Source organism: Polaromonas sp. P4_F6 (genome assembly GCF_056401275.1).
This window is the reverse complement of the sequence record NZ_JBFUJQ010000007.1, coordinates 76572-96258: the sequence shown is the minus strand read 5'-3', so window position 1 is coordinate 96258 and position 19687 is coordinate 76572. Positions and strand designations below refer to the sequence as shown.

The window sequence follows — 19687 nt, the reverse complement described above, 5'->3', positions numbered from 1 at the left end:
CAAATATTCGACGAATTATTGGAACAAATCCACCCAGCCACACGTGATCGCAAGGGCCGCAAGCCAGCAGGGGCCGCGGAACTGGCTTTGCCAGGCCGCAGGCGCCGCCCCCTCGAGAGGGGGAAACAGGCTACACGCAGTGAGCCTGGACGGGGATGTTCAAGCCCGCGCTAATACGCTTTGCAAGGCCTTCCCGGTATGCGTCCCCAGCTTGACCACGGCCTCGGGCGGCGCCGATGCCACCACACGCCCGCCCGCATTGCCGCCGTCCGGTCCCAGGTCAATCACCCAGTCGGCTTCGGCGATCACGTCCAGGTCGTGTTCGATCACCACCACGCTGTGGCCGGCATTGACCAGGCGGTGCAGCACATGGATCAGCTTTTCGACGTCGGCCATGTGCAGGCCCACCGTGGGCTCGTCCAGCACATACAGCGTGTGCGGCGCCTTCTGGCCACGGCGCGTGATGTCGTCGCGCACCTTGCTCAGTTCGGTCACCAGCTTGATGCGCTGCGCCTCGCCGCCCGACAGCGTCGGTGAAGGCTGGCCCAGCGTGAGGTAGCCCAGGCCCACATCCTTGAGCAGCTGCAGCGGGTGGCTGATGTTGGGCATGGAGGCGAAGAAGTCCACCGCTTCGTCCACTTCCATTTTCAGCACGTCGCCGATGTTCTTGCCGCGCCAGGTCACGGCCTGGGTCTCGGGGTTGAAGCGCGCGCCGTGGCAGGTTTCGCAGAGCACCTTCACGTCGGGCAGAAAGCTCATGCCTATGGTGCGCACGCCCGCGCCTTCGCAGGTCGGGCAGCGGCCCTCGCCGGTGTTGAAGGAAAAGCGCCCGGCGCCGTAACCGCGCGCGCGGGCTTCCAGCGTGTCGGCAAACAGCTTGCGAATCGTGTCCCAGAAGCCGATGTAGGTGGCCGGGCAAGAGCGCGGCGTCTTGCCGATAGGCGTCTGGTCAACCTCGAGCACGCGGTCCACCGCCGCATACCCTTCGATGCGCTCGCAGCCGGTCCAGTCCGGCGTCTTGCCCTTGTCGTCGGCGTCGCGGCCGGATTTGGTGGAGCGCTGCGTCACACCCGCATGCACATTGGTCAGCAGCACGTCGCGCGCCAGCGTCGACTTGCCGGAGCCCGACACGCCCGTCACCGCCACCAAGCGGTACAGCGGCACGGTGACCGAAACATCCTTGAGGTTGTGCAGGTCGGCATTGACCACCGTGAGCCAGGATGTGAAAGGCCCGGCCGCCAGCGGCGCCGCGTTGTGCAGCGCACTGGCGCTGGCCGCGGCGGCTTTGAGCGCCGCGGCCTTGAGCAGGGCCGCCTTCTGTTTGCTCACGGGCTTGGCGTTTGTATCGACCGGCGCCTCCCTCACCACGGCCACCGGCGCCGCGCCCTTGCGCGTTTCGCGCCGCGCATGCAGCGGGTGTATCAGCGGATTCGCCAGGTAGCGCCCCGTCAGCGACTCAGGCACGGCCGACAGCTGCGCCGCCGTGCCCTGCGCCACCAGCGTGCCGCCACGCTTGCCCGCGCCCGGGCCTATGTCGATGATGTTGTCGGCGCGGCGAATCGTGTCCTCGTCATGCTCGACCACCACCAGCGTGTTGCCACGGTCGCTGAGCTTGCCCAAGGCGCCCAGCAAAATCTGGTTGTCGCGCGGGTGCAGGCCGATCGTCGGCTCGTCCAGCACGTAGCAGACGCCCTGCAGGTTGGAGCCCAGCTGCGCCGCCAGGCGTATGCGCTGCGCCTCGCCGCCCGAGAGCGTGGGCGCGCCGCGGTCCAGCGTGAGGTAGCCCAGGCCCACGTCCTCGAGGAACTCGAGCCGGCTTTTGATCTCGGGAATCAGGTCGCGCGCAATGCCGGCCTCGCGGCCCAGCAGCGCGAGCTTTTCCACCCAGCGCCGCACATCGGTCACCGACAGCGCCGCGATGTCGGCAATGCCGACGCCGGCAAACTTCACCGCGCGGGCCGTGGCGTTCAGGCGTGTGCCTTCGCAGCTCGGGCAGGCGGTGCCGGCCACGTCTTCCACCTCGGGCTCGGCAAAACTCTGCTCGCGGCCCTTGTTGTCGTCGTCCATCACCGAGTCGTCAAACACCTTGCGCTGTTCCTTGGTGAGCTTGACGCCCGTGCCCACGCAGTCGGGGCACCAGCCGTGCTTGCTGTTGTAGCTGAAGAGCCGCGGGTCGAGTTCAGCGTACGAAGTGGCGCAGACCGGGCAGGCGCGCTTGGTCGAAAACGCAATCAGCTTGCCGATGTTCTTCGCGCTGGCGCCGGCCATCATCGCGCCGCGCAGGCCGTCCAGCGGTGCCAGCACATGGACCACGCCCTTGCCGTGCTCCAGCGCGGTCGCCAGCGCGGCGCGCAGGGCGGCCTCGTTCTCGGGCGACACATGGATGTCGGCCACCGGCAACTCCACCGTGTGCTCCTTGAAGCGGTCTATGCGCGGAAAACCGGTGGTCGGCAAAAACTCGCCGTCTATGCGCAAATGTGTGTAGCCGCGCGGCCGCGCCCAGTCGGCCAGCTCGGTGTACACGCCCTTGCGCGCGATCACCAGCGGCGCCAAGAGGCCTATGTGCTGGCCGCGGTAGGTCTTGAGCAGCTGGGCCGCGATGCTTTCGGGGCTTTGCGGCATCACGGCCGCGCCTTCCTTGATGCAATGCTGTATGCCCAGCTTCACATACAAGAGGCGCAGGAAATGCCAGACCTCGGTGGTCGTGCCCACGGTGGACTTGCGCCCGCCGCGCGACAGGCGCTGCTCGATGGCCACGGTGGGCGGGATACCGTAGACCGCGTCCACCTCGGGCCGGCCCGCCGGCTGCACAATGCTGCGCGCATAAGCGTTGAGCGACTCCAGGTAGCGCCGCTGGCCTTCGTTGAACAGGATGTCAAAGGCCAGCGTGGACTTGCCCGAGCCCGAGACACCGGTTACCACATTGAACTTGCCGCGCGGAATGTCGACCGACAGGCTCTTGAGGTTGTTCTCCTTGGCGTTGACGATCTGGATCAGGTTCGAGAACACCGGCCGCGTGGCCCACACCTTGGGCCGCGATTCCTCCACGCCGTGCACCTTGCCCATGGCCTGCTCGTACTCGCGCAGCGCCAGCGCCGTATGGGATGTCGGGTGCTTGCGCACTTCTTCGGGCGTGCCCTGGGCCACCAGCAGGCCGCCGCCCTCGCCGCCTTCGGGACCCAGGTCTATCAGCCAGTCGGCCGAGCGGATCACGTCGAGGTTGTGCTCGATCACGATCAGCGAATGGCCGGCCTCCAGCAGCTTGCGCAGCGCGCGCATCAGCTTGGCGATGTCGTCAAAGTGCAGGCCGGTGGTCGGCTCGTCGAACAAGAACAGCGTGCCGCGGCCGGGCTGCCGGAGCGCCAGCGCCTGTTTGCTCGCGCTCGCCGTCTTGCTGGCATTGGCCAAAAAGCCGGCCAGCTTCAGGCGCTGCGCCTCGCCGCCCGACAGCGTGGGCACGGGCTGGCCCAGCTTTACGTATTCCAGGCCCACGTCCACAATCGGCTGCAGCGAGCGCACCACCTCGCGGTCCTGCGCGAACAGCGCAATCGCCTCGCTGACCGTGAGGTCCAACACGTCGGACACATTGAGCAGCCGCGGCTTGAGGTCACCCACGGCCTTGCGCTCAATCGTCACCTCGAGGATCTCGGCGCGGTAGCGCTTGCCGTCGCAATCGGGGCAGCGCAGGTAGACGTCGCTCAGGAACTGCATCTCGACATGCTCGAAACCCGAGCCGCCGCAGGTCGGGCAGCGCCCGTCGCCGTTGTTGAAGCTGAACTTGGTGGCGGTGTAGCTGCGCTGCCTGGCCAGCGGCGCCAGCGCGAACAGGTCGCGCACCGCATCCCAGGCGCCCACATAGCTGGCCGGGTTGGAGCGCGCCGTCTTGCCTATGGGCGACTGGTCGACAAACACCACGTCGGTCAGGTGGTCGGCGCCCAGCAGCCGGTCGTGCAGGCCCGGCGTCTCGGTCGCCTTGCCGAACTGGCGCAGCAGCGCCGGCGCCAGGATGTCCTGCATCAGCGTGGACTTGCCGGAGCCGCTGACGCCGGTCACGCAGACCAGGCGTTGCAGCGGGAAGTCCACCGTGAGGTTTTTCAGGTTGTGGTCGCGCGCGCCTTCGAGGATGAGGCGGGGCGTGTTCTCGGTCACCGCGCGCTTGAAGCCCATGCCCACCTGCTTGCGTGAGCCCAGGTAGGCGCCGGTCAGCGTGTCGGCATGTTTGAGGTCCTCGGGCGTGCCGTCGAACACGATCTGGCCGCCCTTCTCGCCCGGGCCCGGGCCCATGTCTATCATGCGGTCGGCCGCCAGCATCACGGCCGGGTCATGCTCCACCACCACCAGGGTGTTGCCGGCGTCGCGCAGGCGGTGCATGGCCTGGGTGATGCGGTTCATGTCGCGCGGGTGCAGGCCTATGGAGGGCTCGTCCAGCACAAACAGCGTGTTGACCAGAGAGGTGCCCAGCGCCGTCGTGAGGTTGATGCGCTGCACCTCGCCGCCCGAGAGCGTGCGGCTTTGCCGGTCCAGCGTGAGGTAGCCAATGCCCACGTCGCACAGGTATTTGACGCGCGTCTGGATTTCCTCGAACAGCGATTTGAGCGCCTGGATCTCGGCGTCGTCGCCCATCACGTTGAGCGACAGGCCGCTGAAGAACTCGCGCAGCCTGTCTATGGGCAGGCGCATCAGGTCGTGCAGCGCCAGGCCCGGCAGGGCCTCGAGCTGCTCGCGGCTCCACTGCACGCCCACCGGCATGAAGCGCTGCACCGGCGGCAGCACCGCGTCGGCGGCCTCCTTGGAACCCAGGCGCCACAGCAGCGATTCGAGCTTGAGGCGCGCGCCGCCGCAGGTTTCGCAAGGCGTGTAGCTGCGGTACTTGGACAGCAGCACGCGGATGTGCATCTTGTAGGCCTTGCTTTCGAGGTACTCGAAAAAACGCTTGATGCCGTACCACTGCTTCTTCCAGCTGCCGTCCTTGTAGCCCGGCATGCCGTTGATGACCCAGCCTTGCTGCGCCGGCGTGAGTTTGTACCAGGGCGTGTCACGCGGGATGCCGGCCGCCTCGGCGTGGCGCATCAGGTCGTCCTGGGCTTCCTTCCAGGCCGGCGTCTGTATGGTCTTGATCGCGCCGGCGCGCAAGGTCAGCTTGTCGTTGGGAATCACCAGGCCGTAGTCGACGCCGATCACGCGGCCGAAACCGCGGCAGGTCTCGCAGGCGCCCATGGCGGAGTTAAAGGAGAACAGCGAGGGCGTGGGGTTGGTGTAGCGCAGGTCGCTGTCGGGGCAATGCAGGCCCGTGGAGAAACGCCACATCACGTCGGGCTGGCCATCCTCCGTATGTTGCACATAGATATTGAGGCGCCCGCCGCGCTTGAGCGCGGTTTCAATCGCATCCATCACACGGGACTTCTCCACCGCGTGAGTGCGAAAGCGGTCGGCCACCACGTCCAGCAGCTTGTGCGGACCGGCCGGCGTGGCCACATCGCGCTGCGCATGCACGCGCGTGAAGCCGCTGACCGACAGCCACTGCTCGACCTGCTCGGCGCTGGTGTTGCCGGGCAGCTCGACCGGGAAGGTCAGCACCACACGCGGGTCGCCTTCCTGGGTGCGCGCCATCAGTTCGGCGTAAATCGACTCGGGCGTGTCGTGGCGCACGTTCTGCGCGGTCTGTTTGTCGAAGAGCTGCGCGGCGCGCGCATAAAGCAGCTTCAGGTGGTCGTTGAGCTCCGTCATGGTGCCCACAGTGGAGCGCGAGCTGCGCACCGGGTTGGTCTGGTCGATGGCGATGGCCGGCGGCACGCCCTCGACCTTGTCGACGGCCGGCTTGTCCATGCGGTCCAGGAACTGGCGCGCATAGGCCGAGAAAGTTTCCACATAGCGGCGCTGGCCTTCGGCGAACAGGGTGTCGAACACCAGCGAGGATTTTCCCGAGCCGCTGGGGCCGGTGACCACCGTCATTTCACCGGTGCGAATATCAAGGTCGAGGTTTTTGAGGTTGTGCTGGCGCGCGCCGCGGATGCGGATGGTTCCCTGGGACATGAGTGCGGTCTTTCCTGAAGAGGTCAAACATTCTAGGCAAAGCCTCTGGCCGTGCGGAGTATGCGGATTAATGCCCCTTTTGTGCACTTTTGCCGCCGCCAATTAGGGCGCATTCTGGTTTTCCTGCTGACTGTTTTCGCGCTTTCGTGTTTAACTTTGCCGACCTGGGATCGATTTAAGGAGACATACCATGTCAACAACAAAACATTGGTGCGCGGCCCTTGTGATGGCCGCCCTGGGCCAGCTGGTCCAGGCACAGATACTCGTTGGGCAGACCGCGGGCTTCACCGGTCCCGTGGGCGCCGGCGTCAAGGAAACCACCGAAGGCGCCAAGCTCTATATCGATGCCGTCAACGCCAAGGGCGGCGTGAACGGGCAGAAGGTGGAACTGGTGTCGGTCGACGACAAGTTCGATCCCAAGCTCGCGGCGGAAAACGCCCGCAAGCTGGTGGAAGAGCAAAACGTGGTGGCCCTGTTCCTCACGCGCGGCACGCCGCACACCGAGGCCATCATCCCCCTGCTCGACAAATACGGCGTGCCGCTGGTGGGCCCGTCCACCGGCGCCATGGTGCTGCACCAGCCCGTCAGGAAACATGTGTTCAATGTGCGCGCCACCTACCAGCGTGAGGCCGAAAAAGCCGTCACCCACCTCGCCTCCATGGGCATCACGCGCATCGGCATCGTCTATGCCGACGACAGCTTCGGCGCCGACGGCGTGATGGGTGCGCAAAAAGGCCTGGCCACGGCCAAGCTGCAGCCGGCCATCCTTGAAAAATTCGACCGCAGCAAGCCCGACTTCGGGCCCATCGCGCCCAAGGTCTACCAGTCGAATGCGCAGGCCGTCATCATGGTCGCCTCGGGCCAGGCCGTGGTCGACGGCATCAAGGCCTTCCGCGCGGCCGGCTCCACGGCACAGCTCGTCACGCTGTCGAACAACGCCTCGGGCGGTTTTGTGAAAAGCCTGGGCGACAACGCCCGCGGCGTGATCGTGACCCAGGTCTTTCCGTATGAGCGCTCCATCGCCTTCCCCATGGTCAAGGAAGCCCAGGAGCTGGCCAAGGCCAAGGGCCAGGCCGACGTGAGCCCCGCCATGCTCGAAGGTTTTGCCGCGGCCAAGGTGCTGGTCGAAGGCCTGCGCCGCGCCGGCGCCAAGCCCACGCGCGAAAAACTGCAGGCGGCGCTGGAAGGCCTGCGCAAGTACGACATAGGCGGGCTGGAAGTGAGCTACAGCCCCGAAGACCACACCGGCCTGGATTTCGCCGACCTGTCCATCATCGGCACGGACGGCAAATTTAAAAGGTAGCCCCCTTAAAAGGTAGCCCCCCTGCCGACGCTCACTTCGTGTAGCGTCACCTCCCCCCGTGGGGGACAGGCGCCTTGCGCCCGGCAGAGCCGGTTCGCGGCCCCGTGGATTCGCCCCCCCTGCCGACGCTCACTTCGTGTAGCGTCACCTCCCCCCGTGGGGGACAGGCGCCTTGCGCCCGGCAGAGCCGGTTCGCGGCCCCCACTTGCAAGTTCGCAAACCCGCGGCGCCAGGCCAGTGAGGCCGTCAGGCTGGCTCAGAAGTAAAGCGCGTTCTCGAGTTCCTTGAACTTCTCGGGGCCCACGGCTTCCTTGATCTTGGGCGCGAGCTCCTTGAGCTTGTCGATGTCGGTCGCGGCTTCCACCGCGAGGTTGAGCCGGAAACCGCGCAAGCCCAGGCCGGCAGTGAGCCGCGTCGCGATCGGGTAGGCCCTGGAATAGTGTTCCTGTGCGCTCAGTGTGGGTGAGCCGTCGGCGTTCTGCGCGGACACGGCGGGCGCCGGGGCGGCGGGTGGGGCCGGCGGCTGCACCGCGGCGGGCGCCAGCAGGCCCAGCGACAGCAGGTGGGAAATATCTTCAGCCGTGACGCCCAGGCCCGCGGTGGCCTTGACCACCTCTTCCATGCTGCGCTTGCCGTCAAACATGATGAAGGCCGAGCGTTGCCTCGGTGTCATCGGGATGGAACGGTCTTGCAATGCGGATTGGCCCAATTCCGTCTTGGTGTAAATCATCAGCGGGTCTCCAGTAAGTACGCCAGGGGGAACGCAGACAGCTGTGCGTAATGCAGAGACATTTGTGACACTTTTTTGTTGCCCCTGATTCAATTTACCCCATTTTTAGCACCAATGCACCTTTTTGGGCACGGGTCGCGGCCATGTCCTGCAACTGGAAACGCTTCTTGCGGCAATACCTCACGCCACGGCGCGAGTAGCGGCGGCGGCCGGCGCTGCCGGCGCGGGCAAGGCGCCATGCTTTTCACCGCTGAGGTCTATGTCACCGCCCTTGTTCAAGAGGAACAGGGCCAGGCCTGCAATCACGATAAATCCGAGCACGAGTTTCCACATTTTTCTCTTCTCCAAAAAAACAAAAACAAAACAAAACAAAAAAAGGCCAAAAAAAAGCCCCCGGCACATGGATGACGAGGGCCTGCAATATCACAAGGCTCTTGAGCCTCACAAACCGGCGCGGGCCGCTGGGCCCGCCCGGCGATCACACCAATCAGTCGTTGGCGTAAATATCCACGTCCTTGGTTTCCTTGATGAACAAGGTGCCCACCACCAGCGTCATGCCGGCAACGATGATGGGATACCAGAGGCCGTTGTACATATTGCCGGTCTGCGCCACGATGGCAAAGGCGGTCGTCGGCAGCAGGCCGCCGAACCAGCCGTTGCCGATGTGGTACGGCAGGCTCATCGAGGTGTAGCGGATGCGGGTCGGGAACAGCTCGACCAGCATGGCGGCGATGGGGCCGTAGACCATGGTCACCAGCACCACCAGGTAGAACAGGATCAGGGTGACCGTGATCTTGTCGATCTTGGCCGGGTCGGCCTTGCTGGGGTAGCCGGCGGCCTTCAGGTCGTCCGCGATGAGTTTCTTGAACTCGGCGTCCTTCTTCTTGGCGTCGTCGGCGCTCAGGCCCTTGGCGGTGTAGCTGGGGATGGCGTTTTCGCCGATCTTGATGCTGGCCACCGTGCCGGCGGGTGCGGCGACGTTGTCATAACTCACCGATGCGCCTGCCAGCACCTGCTTGGCGATGTCGCAGGAGCTGGTGAACTTGACGGTGCCGGTCGGGTTGAACTGGAACGAGCACTCGTTCGGGTCGGCGGTCACGATCACCTTGTTCTTGGCTTGCGCGGCGGCGAGGTCGGGGTTGGCGGCCTTGGTCAGCGCGGTGAACACCGGGAAGTAGGTGACCACGGCCAGCAGGCAGCCGGCCATGATGATGGGCTTGCGGCCGATCTTGTCGGACAGCGTGCCGAAGATCACGAAGAACGGCGTGCCCAGGATCAGCGAGTAGGCCACCAGGATGTTGGCCGTGGGGCCGTCCACCTTCAGCGCCTGCGTCAGGAAGAACAGCGCGTAGAACTGGCCCGAGTACCAGACCACGGCCTGGCCGGCGGTCAGGCCGATCAGCGCCAGGATCACGATCTTCAGGTTGCGCCACTGGCCGAAGGACTCGGACAGCGGGGCCTTGGAGGTCTTGCCCTCGGCCTTCATCTTCTGGAAGGCGGGGGATTCGTTCATCGACAAACGGATGTAGACCGACACGGCCAGCAGCAGGATGGAGACGATGAACGGAACGCGCCAGCCCCAGTCGGCGAAAGCGGCTTCGCCCATGGCGGTGCGCACACCCAGGATCACCAGCAGGCTCAGGAACAGGCCCAGCGTGGCCGTGGTCTGGATCCAGGAGGTGTAGGCGCCGCGCTTGCCCTGGGGCGAGTGCTCGGCCACGTAGACGGCGGCACCGCCGTACTCACCACCCAGCGCCAGGCCTTGCAGCATGCGCAGCGCGATCAGGATCACCGGCGCGGCGACGCCGATGGACGCGTAGTTGGGCAGCAGGCCCACGATGAAGGTCGACAAGCCCATGATCACGATGGTGACCAGGAAGGTGTACTTGCGGCCGATCATGTCGCCCAGCCGGCCGAACACCAGCGCGCCGAAGGGGCGCACGATGAAGCCGGCGGCGAACGCGAGCAGCGCGAAGATGAAGGCCGAGCCCGCGTCCAGTCCGCTGAAGAACTGCTTGGCGATGATGGCGGCCAATGAACCGTAGAGGTAGAAGTCGTACCACTCGAATACCGTGCCGAGCGAAGAGGCGAAGATCACCTTCTTCTGCTCGGCGGTCATGGGTCTGTTGTCGACGGCTGTTGCCATGATGTGTGTCTCCAAATAGTGAAGGCCTCCGGTATGGAAGCTGCACTGATTATTTTTGGAGTCCCTGACCTAGCTCTGACGTGAAAATAACAGGAGCTTGCGTGAAACTTATGCGTGGCTGACAACTCAAGGGGAAACCCTTGAGAAACTTTTCAGCATACGAAGCCGCTCCGGGAAAACGCCTAGAACCTTTTTACGCGCGGCGTAAAACTCGCTTACACGCCTGCACGCGTGCTTACGCGCTCAGGCCTTGCGCGAAATGCCCACGGCGACCTTGCTCACGCCATTCCAGCCTTCGCCTTCAAACCAGCTGTTGCCCAGCAGGTATTCGCGCAGCATGGGCAGCGCATCGAAGCCCCAGAAAATTTTGCCGTCGACTTCCATCGCGGGCACACCGAACACATCGTGCGCAATCGCTTCGTCGGTGTTCTTTTTGAGTTGCGCCTTGGCCTCGTCATCACCCAGCGTGCGCTGCGCTGCAAGCTGCGCCGCGAGCGCCGCAAGCCGCTGCGCATCCGCGGCCTCGGCGCCGCCCTGCCAGACATGGCGAAACATGGTTTCGCAGACATAGCGGTTGGGGCTGGCCGGATCGTCGGGCGTGCCGCAGGCGCTGGCCAGGCGCAGCAGCGGCAAGGGGTTGAAGGGATGGCTGGCCGGCATCTGCAGGGCGATGCCCTTGCTGTGCGCATGCCACAGCACCTGCCGGTAGGTCCAGTCGCGCTTGGGCGCGATCTCGGCCGGGCCCAGCTGGCCGTGGTGCTTGAGCAGCGCCGCAAACAGCACCGGCCGGTAGCTGACGCTGTAGCTCAGGCCCTTGAGGGCTTCGGGTAGCTGCTCGAAGGCGAGGTAGGCATAGGGAGAGATGAAATCAAAATAAAAAGTGATGTGTTTCATGAAACCCTCTGCCTTGAATGTTCAGGCCCGTACGGCCGCCATGCGCTGGCCTATGGTGCGCCAGAGTTCGCGCTGCGCCTCGGGGCCGGAGCGCGCCCAGGCCGATATCTCGCCCAGGGTGCGAAAGCAGCCTTCGCACAGCCCGCTGTCGGCATTGACGCGGCACACCGAGATACAGGGCGAGGGCACATCGTCGCCCGCGGCGTCCACCGTGCGGCCGCGCTCCGTCACCCGGGCCACGGCCTGCTCGCGCGCGATGGCCTCCTCGCCCATATCCACGGCCACGTCGACCACCGGCGCGCCGGTCAGCAGCTCCAGCTCCTGCGGCATCAGCTTGAACACCGCATGCGGATGGCCGGCGGCGGCCCAGACCTCGTCAAAGCGCATCAGGCTCAGGTCCACCAGCACCACGGCCTGGCTGATGTGCCCCACGGGCGACACGCCCCCTATGGAAAAACCGGTTTTGCTTTTCACAAAATCCGCATCGGCCCGGCCCACGCGCTTGCCGTCGCTGCAGACCAGGGCCTCGACCTTGCGTTCATCGACCCGCCTGTCGCCCGAGGTCACGACCAGCACCGCGGCATCGTCCGACTTGCGGCGAAAGATGATGCTCTTGGCGATCTGCCCCAGGCGCACGCCCAGCGCATCGGCCGCCTGCTGCGCGGTACGCGCCGCGTCGTCCAGCATCACGGGCATATGCGGATGGCCGCATTCGCGCAGCACAGCCGCCACACGTTGAACACCCTCAGGCAAAGTCTTTAATTCAGCACCACACATATCAATTCGCTCGTTTATTCAGAAGCGCGGTGGCCGCGCGGGAATTCGGTTTGCGGCCCAGGAAGTCGCTGATGAATTTTCCGGCATCAATCAGCTTGTCCAGATCTATGCCGGTTTCAATGCCCATGCCGTGCAGCAGATAGACCACGTCCTCGGTCGCCACATTGCCGGTCGCGCCCTTGGCAAAGGGGCAGCCGCCCAGGCCGGCCGAGGAGGTGTCGAACTGCCAGACGCCCATCTGCAGCGAGGCCAGGGTGTTGCCCAGGGCCTGGCCGTAGGTGTCGTGGAAATGGCCGGACACATCGTTGATGTCGAAATGCCTGAGCGTCGCGTCGAGTGCGCGCTGCACCTTGAGCGGCGTGCCCACGCCTATCGTGTCGGCCACGCCCACATGCTGCACGCCTATGCCCTTCATCAGGCCGGCCAGCATGTCCACACGTTCGGGCGCGATCTCGCCCTCGTAAGGGCAGCCCACGGTGCAGGACATGGCGCCGCGCACATAAATGCCTTTTTCACGCGCGGCCTCGACCACGGGGCGAAAGCGCTCAATGCTTTCGGCGATCGAGCAGTTGATGTTCTTCTGGCTGAAGGCCTCGCTGGCCGCGCCGAAGACCACGATCTCGTCGGGCCACAGTTCACGCGGCGGCGCAATCGCGGCTTCAAAGCCCTTCATGTTCGGCGTCAGCACCGAATAACGCACACCGGGCTTGCGCTGGATGCCGGCCATCACCTCGGCGTTGTCGGCCATTTGCGGCACCCACTTGGGCGAGACGTAGCTGGTGACCTCAATCTCGGTCAGGCCCGCGTCCTGCAGCCGGTGCACCAGCTCTATCTTGACGGCGGCCGGCACCTGGGCTTTTTCATTCTGCAAACCGTCGCGGGGGCCGACATCGACGAGCTTGACTTTGGAAGGTAGTTTCATGGGGCTCTTTCAGGAGACGGGTGGTCGCCCACCGGCAATCGGTTCTCAACCAAGCAGGGGCCGCGGAACCGGCTTTGCCGGGCCGCAGGCGCAGCGGCCCCTCCCGTGATGAAAGGGGCAGGGAGAAGCCGCAGGCTACACGCAGTGGGGGAGCGTGGGGGCCACATCTTCAGTATCCCTTTTTTGGGTCAACCACGCCGGCTAGGGTGCTTATAGACGCGCCACTCGCCAGGCTGCGTATCTTGCCCGCGATCTGGGCAATGCTTTCCTCGCGCAGCGTGCGGGCCGAGGTGTGCGGCGTGATGGTGACCTTGGGGTGTTTCCAGAAGGCATGCTCCGCCGGCAGCGGCTCGGTGCGGAATACATCCAGCGTCGCGCCGGCCAGCTGGCCGCTGTCTATCAGCGCGAGCAGGTCCTCCTCCACCAGGTGGGCGCCGCGCGCCACATTGATGACATAGCCACCCGGCCGCAGCCGCGACAGCGTGTCGCGGTTCATGATGCCCTGGGTGTCCGGCGTCAGCGGCAGCAAACAGACCAGGATGCGGCTGGCCGCCAGGAAATCCTGGAAGCCCGCACTGCCGACCTCGCCTGAAAAGCAATGCACGCCCTCCACCACCTTGGGCGAGCGGCTCCAGCCATTGACTGGAAAATCAAACTGCGCGAGCGCCCGGCTCACACGTTCACCGAGCACGCCCAGGCCCATCACGCCTATGGGATAGTCGGTGCGCAAACGCGGCTTGCGGTAAGACCACTTGCCCCCGGCAATGTCGGCCTCGTAGCCGTCCAGCTCGCGGAAGTGGCGTATCACCGCATGGCAGACAAATTCGGCCATCTGTGCCGACATGCCGGCATCGTCCAGCCGCACCACCGGCACGCCGGCCGGCAGCTTCAGCTTCATGAGCGCATCGACGCCAGCGCCTATGTTGAAGATGCCCTTGAGCGCTTGCTGCTCGTCAAAGAACTGCTGGGGCGGCTGCCAGACCACCGCGTAGTCGGCCGGCTCGGCGCCTGCGGACCACAGCGCCACATCGGCATCCGGAAAAGCGGCCTTGAGGCCGTCCACCCAGGGCTGGGGTTTGGTGTCGGAACAGCAAAAACTGATGCGCATGAAAAAATCCCGCTGAAATTACGTTTGGAGCCAAAACAAATTCAAACGGCTATTTTCAACAATTCCGCACCCTCGTTGACCTGGTCGCCCGGCGCATAGAGCAATTCCTGCACCGTGCCGTCGGCCGGCGCGGCAATCGTGTGCTCCATCTTCATGGCCTCCATCACCGCCAGCGGCTGGCCTTTGCTCACCTTGTCGCCGGCCTTGACCGCAAAGGACACGACCTTGCCCGGCATGGGCGCCGTCAGGCGGCCGCCCTCGGCCTGGGCCTCGCCCGCATGGGCCAGCAGGTCTATGGAGAGGATTTGCGTCGCGCCTTTGGCGGTAAACACATGGTCCAACTCGCCCTGCGCATACACGGCCGCCGTCATGCGCCGGCCCGCGAATTGAACCTCTATGCCCTGCGCAGTTTCAGCAAACAGCAATGGCCCCGCCACATCGCCCAGCGCGAGATGCAGCGCACCGTCATGCCCATAAGTCAACACCGCCTTGGCCGGCTCGCCATGGAATTCAAACTCAAAGCGCCGCTGCACCACGCCATGCGAACGCCAGCCGTCGCGGCGGCTGAACGGGTCGTCGCCCGCCAGGGCGCGTTCGTCCAGCAGCTGTTTCGCCACCGCCGCGGCGGCCGCCATGGCCAGGCCCACGGGCTCCTGCTTGAAGAGCACCGCTTCTTCGCGCTGTATCAGCGCGGTGTCCAGGTTGGCCTTGGCAAACGAAGGGCTGCGCACCACATAGCGCAAAAACTGCACATTGGTGCTCAGGCCCACGATGCGGGTCTGGGCCAGCGCGTCGTCCAGCCGGGCCAGCGCCTCTTCACGCGTGGCGCCATGCACGATGAGCTTGGCCACCATGGAGTCGTAATAGGGCGAGATCGCATCGCCCTCGCGCACGCCGTCATCCACACGCACTTGCCCTCTTTCAAAAGCCGTGTGCGCCGGCTTTTTATAGACATGCAGGCTGCCGGTGGCCGGCAGGAAATTGTTGTCGGGTGTTTCGGCGCAGATGCGCGCCTCGATGGCATGGCCGGTGATGCGCAGTTGCTCTTGCGCCAGCGGCAGCTTTTCCCCGGAGGCGACGCGCAACTGCCATTCCACCAGGTCCAGGCCGGTAATCGCTTCGGTCACCGGGTGTTCCACCTGCAGCCGCGTGTTCATCTCCATAAAGAAGAAGTTCATGGAGCCATCGCTGCGCTGCTCGACGATAAATTCCACGGTGCCGGCGCCCACGTAGTTCACGGCGCGCGCGGCCGCCACGGCCGCCTCGCCCATCTGCTTGCGCATGGCCTCGGTCATGCCGGGGGCCGGCGCTTCTTCCAGCACCTTCTGGTGGCGGCGCTGCACCGAGCAGTCGCGCTCAAACAGGTAAACGTAGTTGTCATGCGTGTCGCCAAACACCTGTATCTCGATATGGCGCGGGCGCTGCGCGTATTTTTCGACCAGCACCGCATCATCGCCAAAGCTGTTGATGGCCTCGCGTTTGCAGGATGCCAGCGCGGCTTCAAAGTCCTCGCTTTTCTCGACCGCACGCATGCCCTTGCCGCCGCCGCCCGCGCTGGCCTTGATCAGCACCGGGTAGCCAATGCGGTCGGCCTCGCGCTTGAGCAGCGCCGGGTCCTGGTCGCTGCCGTGGTAACCCGGCACCAGCGGCACACCGGCTTTTTCCATCAGCTGTTTGGACTCGGCCTTCAGGCCCATGGCCTTGATGGCCGAGGCCGGCGGGCCTATAAAGACCAGGCCGGCGCTAGCGCAGGCCTGGGCAAACTCCTCGTTCTCGCTCAAAAAGCCATAGCCCGGGTGTATCGCCTCGGCGCCCGTGGCCTTGGCCGCTTCGATGATGCGCTCCCAGCGCAAATAGCTGCCCTTGGGCGCGCTGCCGCCTATGTGCACCGCCTCGTCGCAAAAGCCCACATGTTTGGCGCCCGCATCGGCATCGGAATACACGGCGACGGACTGGATGGCCATGCGTCTGGCGGTCGCTGCAACACGGCAAGCGATCTCTCCGCGGTTCGCGATCAGTATTTTTTTAAACATGGTGGTCGTTCTGTTTTGAGAAAGGAGACTTCAAGGTAAAAGCGGCGGTGGTTCCCGGGTCCGGCCTGCCGCTGAAAATCCGCGCGACACGGATAAAGAGCTGGCGCAAGAATCGCCAGCACACCCGTATCAGCCAGACACTGAGCACCAGCACCAGGGCCAGCAGCGCCACAAAAACAAAGGGATGCACAATCGCCAGCCACAGGCCCAGCGGCACCAGGCCGTCCTCGAGCAGCGAGGCGCCAATATTGCTGAAGGGCTCGGGCGAGGTATTGATGGCCGCGCGGCTGGTGGCTTTGGCGGCAAAGCTGGTGGCCGCCAAGGTGCCGCCCAGCAGGGCCGCGACCAGCGCGCCCAGGCCGTTGTCGCCGCCAAACACCGCGGCCGCCAGCGCCGCGCCGGCCGGGATGCGGATCACGCCGTGCACCACATCCCACAAGGAATCCAGGCCCGGGATCTTGTCGGCAAAAAATTCCACAAACACCATAAACCCGCTGATGCCCAGCACCACCGGATGGGCCAGCAGCTGCAGGCCCGACGGCAGCTGCACCCAGCCCATAAAACCGGCCAGTCCGGTCAGCAGCACCACCAGGTAAAGGCGCACGCCGCTGGCCCAGCCCAGCGCGCCAGCCAGGGCGATCAGTTGTGCGGTGTCCAGGGTGTTCATGATGGTTTGGCCGGCAACCAGTCGGGCTTGCGCTTTTGCAAAAAGGACTGCACGCCCTCGCGGCCCTCGGGGCTCACACGCACATCGGCAATGGCCTGCACCGTCATCTGCGTGAGTTCGTGGGTGATGGCCTGCCCCGCCACGTCCTGCACCAGTTTTTTGCACAGCTTCACCGCCTCGGGGCCGGCATTGACCAGGGCTTTCACGAGCTCGGCGACTTTGGCGTCCAGCGCCTCGGCCGCCACGACCTCGTGCACAAAACCGATGCGCAGCGCCTCGGCCGCGTCAAAACGCTCGGCCGTCAAAAAGTAGCGGTGCGCCGCGCGCTCGCCCATGGCGCGAATCACATAAGGGCTGATGGTGGCCGGGATCAGGCCCAGCTTGACTTCGCTAAGGCAATAGCCGGCGGTATCGACGGACACGGCCATGTCGCAAGCCGCCACCAGTCCCATGCCCCCCGCATACACATCGCCTTGTATGCGGGCAATGACGGGCTTGGGGCATTCATAAACGGCCTGCAGCATGGTCGCGAGGCGGCCCGCGTCTTCCATGTTCTGTTTGTAGGTGTAGTCAGCCATGCTGCGCATCCAGTTCAGGTCCGCACCCGCGCAAAAAGCCGGCCCCTGGGCCGCCAGCACCACACAGCGCACCTCGTCGCGCATGCCCAGCTCGACAAAGGCCTGGGTCATCTCGGCGATCACCTCCTCGTTAAAGGCGTTGCGCACCTCGGGGCGGTTCAGGGTGACGGTGGCGACCAGCGCCTCGGTATGGATGCTCAGGTGGTTCATGGTGTGGTCCAGACAACGTCGTGATCGACGGCATAGAGCTTGCATTTTGCGGTGGTGGCGTGGCGGTTGCAGCTGTCCAGCGCGCGTTTGGCGGGATCGTCGCCGCCTTCGGCCCAGCCCCAGCCGCCGGCGGGGCCTATGGCAAAGGCGCGCGGCACATCCTTGCCCAGGAAGACCTTGTAGCCCGCCTTGCCGGCCGCCGACAGCGAGGGCACCTTGGGCTCCTCATCGATGGCCGCAAAATCGGTCTTGGGCGGCAGCTCGGTTTTGGGGCCCGAGGGCGCAAAGCGCGCATACGCCGGCAGGGGTTGGCTAGGCAGGCCAATCTTTTCAAGAAAACGCGTGACTTCAGGCTGCCAGATGCCCTGGCCTTTGCTGGAGCCGAACATGCTGTGCGAATCGCTGCCGAAGGTGCCGAAGGCGACCACACGCGCTTTCTCGCCGCCGCTGTTGTAGCGCGCCGCCATGTCCTGCCAGGTGGACGGCGAAAAATAGCTGTCGTTGTCGCCGTAAAACCATAGGGAGGGCAGCTGGGTCTCTGCCGCGTAGCTGCCCGCGGCCCTGGCCAGGTTGGCCTGCCAGCCCGCGCAGCTTTCCTGCCGCAGGCCGCCCGCGAAGTTGACCAGGCCTTTGACGCCGGGGTAATTCAGCGTGCCGAAGGCCAGCGTGGTCCAGCCGCCATGCGACTGGCCCAGCACCAGGATGCGGTTTTTGTCGGCATCGGGCTGCGCCAGCACGTAGTCGAGCACGGCCTTGACGTCCTCGGCCTGGACACGGCCGTTGCTTTCCACATTGCAGCCGCCGCCTATATAACCGCCGCTCGATTTGGAAAAACCCTGGCGCATAGGTACCAGCACCATATAACCGCGCTGCAAAAAATAGCGCGCCGCAATGGACGGCCGGTAGCGCGACTGGAAACGCGGGTCCCCCAACGACTTGCCGTGGTTGATCACCACCACCGGGAAAGGCCCGGGGCCGTCGGGCTTGTACACCGTGGTTTCAAGCTCGGTGCTGCCTATGAGCGCCTTTTTGGACACCATGAGCACGGACTCATTGAGCGCCGCATTGAGCTCGGGCTCCTGCGCACGCACCTGGCCGGCCAGGCCGGTGCACAGCAAGACGCCCAGCAACCATAAACGAGGGATGTCAGTCATAACGTTTTGCCACCTCCTCAAGCATCACCTCGGTTGCACCACCGCCTATGCCCAGCACACGCGCATCGCGCCACAGGCGCTCTATCGCGGTCTCGCGGATAAACCCCATGCCGCCGTGGAACTGCTGGCAAGTCAACAACACTTCGTTGACCAGCTCGCCCGTCAGCGCCTTGAGCATGGAAACCTCCTGCACAATGTCGCGCCCCTGGGTGACCGACCACGCGCAGTGGTACATGAACTGCCGCGCCGCGCGGGTCTTGGCGTCCAGCATGGCGATGCGCTGGCGAATCGTTTGTTTGTCCCACAGCGTCGCGCCAAAGGCCTGGCGCTGGCGCACATGGTCCAGCGTCATCTTGAGGGCCTGGGTGCAATGGCCGACCGCCATGGCCGCGAGGGCGATGCGTTCGGTCTGGAAATTTTTCATGACCGAATAAAAACCCTTGCCCTCTTCGCCCAGCAGGTTGCCGGCCGGGATGCGGACATTGTCAAACACCAGCTCAGCCGTGTCGGACGAGAGCCAGCCCGTCTTCTTGAGCGCACGGCCCACCGTAAAACCCGGCGTGCCTTTTTCAACGATAAACATGGACACATCGTGGCGCGCCGTGCCGGTTTTGGCCGCGATGAAGTAGAGGTTGGCATGAACGCCGTTGGTGATGAACATCTTGGTGCCGTTAAGCACCCATTCGTCGCCATCACGTTTGGCCGTCATGCGCATGCCGGCCACATCCGAGCCCGCGCCGGGTTCGGTGATGCCGACCGCGGTAATCGTCTTGCCGGCAATCACGTCCGGCATGTATTGGGCCTTCTGCGCCGCATTGCCCGCATGGAACAAATGCGGGCTGGCCATGTCGGTGTGCACCAGCACCGTGATGATGAAGCCGCCAAAGGTGGACTGCGACAGCGCCTCGGCAAACACCAGGTTGGTCAAGGCATCGGCATCGGCGCCGCCGTAGTCGGCCTCATACATCAGGCCCAGCAGGCCGGCCTCGCCCAGCTTGCGCAGCACCTCGCGCGGCACGCAGCCTTCTTCTTCCCAGGCCGCGGCAAAAGGCTCAACCTCACGCGCGATAAAGCGCGCGACCTGCTCGCGCAGCAGTTCGTGCTCGGGGGTGATGTAGATGTTGTCCATGGC

Annotated in this window: 14 protein-coding genes and 1 pseudogene; 1 reads left to right on the top strand and 14 read right to left on the bottom strand. The window is 64.8% G+C overall.

Annotation, left to right across the window (positions count from 1 at the left end; all coding sequences use genetic code 11):
* Positions 1 to 159: 159 nt before the first annotated feature.
* Positions 160 to 6033 (bottom strand): excinuclease ABC subunit UvrA, encoded by a 5874-nt coding sequence (uvrA, locus tag AC1DUN_RS17055; RefSeq protein ID WP_477714990.1) that lies wholly within the window; start codon positions 6031 to 6033, stop codon positions 160 to 162.
* Positions 6034 to 6223: 190 nt separating this feature from the next.
* On the opposite strand from uvrA, the gene AC1DUN_RS17050 reads away from it, so the two are divergent.
* Positions 6224 to 7336: an ABC transporter substrate-binding protein gene (locus tag AC1DUN_RS17050; protein WP_477714989.1), complete on the top strand. Its 1113-nt coding sequence runs from the start codon at positions 6224 to 6226 to the stop codon at positions 7334 to 7336.
* A 256-nt stretch (positions 7337 to 7592) separates the two neighbouring features.
* Here AC1DUN_RS17050 and AC1DUN_RS17045 read toward each other — a convergent pair whose 3' ends face one another.
* From AC1DUN_RS17045 to AC1DUN_RS16985, 13 genes and pseudogenes are all read right to left on the bottom strand, one after another.
* Positions 7593 to 8066, bottom strand: coding sequence for a hypothetical protein (locus AC1DUN_RS17045; protein ID WP_477714988.1), 474 nt, complete (start codon positions 8064 to 8066; stop codon positions 7593 to 7595).
* 180 nt (positions 8067 to 8246) lie between these two features.
* Entirely contained in the window at positions 8247 to 8399 is a 153-nt protein-coding gene (locus AC1DUN_RS17040) for a hypothetical protein (protein WP_477662428.1), read from the bottom strand.
* Positions 8400 to 8553: 154 nt separating this feature from the next.
* Entirely contained in the window at positions 8554 to 10212 is a 1659-nt protein-coding gene (locus tag AC1DUN_RS17035) for an MFS transporter (RefSeq protein ID WP_477714987.1), read from the bottom strand.
* A gap of 243 nt (positions 10213 to 10455) precedes the next feature.
* The gene (locus tag AC1DUN_RS17030; protein ID WP_477714986.1) at positions 10456 to 11106 is read right to left on the bottom strand and encodes a 2-hydroxychromene-2-carboxylate isomerase; all 651 of its coding nucleotides are present in this window, start codon (positions 11104 to 11106) and stop codon (positions 10456 to 10458) included.
* Between the two features lie 21 nt (positions 11107 to 11127).
* Positions 11128 to 11379, bottom strand: a complete 252-nt coding sequence (locus AC1DUN_RS17025) for a DUF1289 domain-containing protein (RefSeq protein WP_477715139.1) — start codon at positions 11377 to 11379, stop codon at positions 11128 to 11130.
* Between the two features lie 9 nt (positions 11380 to 11388).
* A pseudogene (locus AC1DUN_RS17020) lies at positions 11389 to 11883 on the bottom strand (YbaK/EbsC family protein); the annotation flags it as partial.
* 1 nt (position 11884) lies between these two features.
* Entirely contained in the window at positions 11885 to 12805 is a 921-nt protein-coding gene (locus tag AC1DUN_RS17015) for a hydroxymethylglutaryl-CoA lyase (RefSeq protein WP_477714985.1), read from the bottom strand.
* Between the two features lie 169 nt (positions 12806 to 12974).
* Positions 12975 to 13913 carry a 2-hydroxyacid dehydrogenase gene (locus AC1DUN_RS17010; RefSeq protein ID WP_477714984.1) on the bottom strand — a complete coding sequence of 313 codons (939 nt, stop codon included), beginning with the start codon at positions 13911 to 13913 and terminating at the stop codon, positions 12975 to 12977.
* A 41-nt stretch (positions 13914 to 13954) separates the two neighbouring features.
* On the bottom strand, positions 13955 to 15946 hold the full coding sequence (locus tag AC1DUN_RS17005; RefSeq protein WP_477714983.1) for an acetyl/propionyl/methylcrotonyl-CoA carboxylase subunit alpha: 1992 nt from the start codon (positions 15944 to 15946) through the stop codon (positions 13955 to 13957).
* Positions 15939 to 16613: a DUF4126 domain-containing protein gene (locus tag AC1DUN_RS17000; protein ID WP_477714982.1), complete on the bottom strand. Its 675-nt coding sequence runs from the start codon at positions 16611 to 16613 to the stop codon at positions 15939 to 15941. Before AC1DUN_RS17000 ends, AC1DUN_RS17005 begins: the two co-directional genes overlap by 8 nt.
* Complete coding sequence (locus tag AC1DUN_RS16995) at positions 16610 to 17401, bottom strand: enoyl-CoA hydratase/isomerase family protein (RefSeq protein WP_477714981.1); 792 nt, start codon at positions 17399 to 17401, stop codon at positions 16610 to 16612. The genes AC1DUN_RS17000 and AC1DUN_RS16995 overlap by 4 nt, the downstream gene beginning before the upstream one ends.
* Positions 17398 to 18555, bottom strand: a complete 1158-nt coding sequence (locus tag AC1DUN_RS16990; protein ID WP_477714980.1) for a dienelactone hydrolase family protein — start codon at positions 18553 to 18555, stop codon at positions 17398 to 17400. The genes AC1DUN_RS16995 and AC1DUN_RS16990 overlap by 4 nt, the downstream gene beginning before the upstream one ends.
* Positions 18548 to 19684: an acyl-CoA dehydrogenase family protein gene (locus AC1DUN_RS16985; RefSeq protein WP_477714979.1), complete on the bottom strand. Its 1137-nt coding sequence runs from the start codon at positions 19682 to 19684 to the stop codon at positions 18548 to 18550. The genes AC1DUN_RS16990 and AC1DUN_RS16985 overlap by 8 nt, the downstream gene beginning before the upstream one ends.
* Between the last annotated feature and the right edge of the window lie 3 nt (positions 19685 to 19687).

Bases quoted from the DNA above. Each gene is read 5' to 3' on its own strand.
- AC1DUN_RS17000 (WP_477714982.1), bottom strand. From the start codon at position 16,613: ATGAACACCCTGGACACCGCACAACTGATCGCCCTGGCTGGCGCGCTG.
- AC1DUN_RS17015 (WP_477714985.1), bottom strand. From the start codon at position 12,805: ATGAAACTACCTTCCAAAGTCAAGCTCGTCGATGTCGGCCCCCGCGAC.
- AC1DUN_RS16995 (WP_477714981.1), bottom strand. From the start codon at position 17,401: ATGAACCACCTGAGCATCCATACCGAGGCGCTGGTCGCCACCGTCACC.
- AC1DUN_RS17025 (WP_477715139.1), bottom strand. From the start codon at position 11,379: ATGGGCGAGGAGGCCATCGCGCGCGAGCAGGCCGTGGCCCGGGTGACG.
- AC1DUN_RS17010 (WP_477714984.1), bottom strand. From the start codon at position 13,913: ATGCGCATCAGTTTTTGCTGTTCCGACACCAAACCCCAGCCCTGGGTG.
- AC1DUN_RS17035 (WP_477714987.1), bottom strand. From the start codon at position 10,212: ATGGCAACAGCCGTCGACAACAGACCCATGACCGCCGAGCAGAAGAAG.
- AC1DUN_RS17040 (WP_477662428.1), bottom strand. From the start codon at position 8,399: ATGTGGAAACTCGTGCTCGGATTTATCGTGATTGCAGGCCTGGCCCTG.
- AC1DUN_RS17045 (WP_477714988.1), bottom strand. From the start codon at position 8,066: ATGATTTACACCAAGACGGAATTGGGCCAATCCGCATTGCAAGACCGT.
- uvrA (WP_477714990.1), bottom strand. From the start codon at position 6,033: ATGTCCCAGGGAACCATCCGCATCCGCGGCGCGCGCCAGCACAACCTC.
- AC1DUN_RS16985 (WP_477714979.1), bottom strand. From the start codon at position 19,684: ATGGACAACATCTACATCACCCCCGAGCACGAACTGCTGCGCGAGCAG.
- AC1DUN_RS16990 (WP_477714980.1), bottom strand. From the start codon at position 18,555: ATGACTGACATCCCTCGTTTATGGTTGCTGGGCGTCTTGCTGTGCACC.
- AC1DUN_RS17005 (WP_477714983.1), bottom strand. From the start codon at position 15,946: ATGTTTAAAAAAATACTGATCGCGAACCGCGGAGAGATCGCTTGCCGT.
- AC1DUN_RS17050 (WP_477714989.1), top strand. From the start codon at position 6,224: ATGTCAACAACAAAACATTGGTGCGCGGCCCTTGTGATGGCCGCCCTG.
- AC1DUN_RS17030 (WP_477714986.1), bottom strand. From the start codon at position 11,106: ATGAAACACATCACTTTTTATTTTGATTTCATCTCTCCCTATGCCTAC.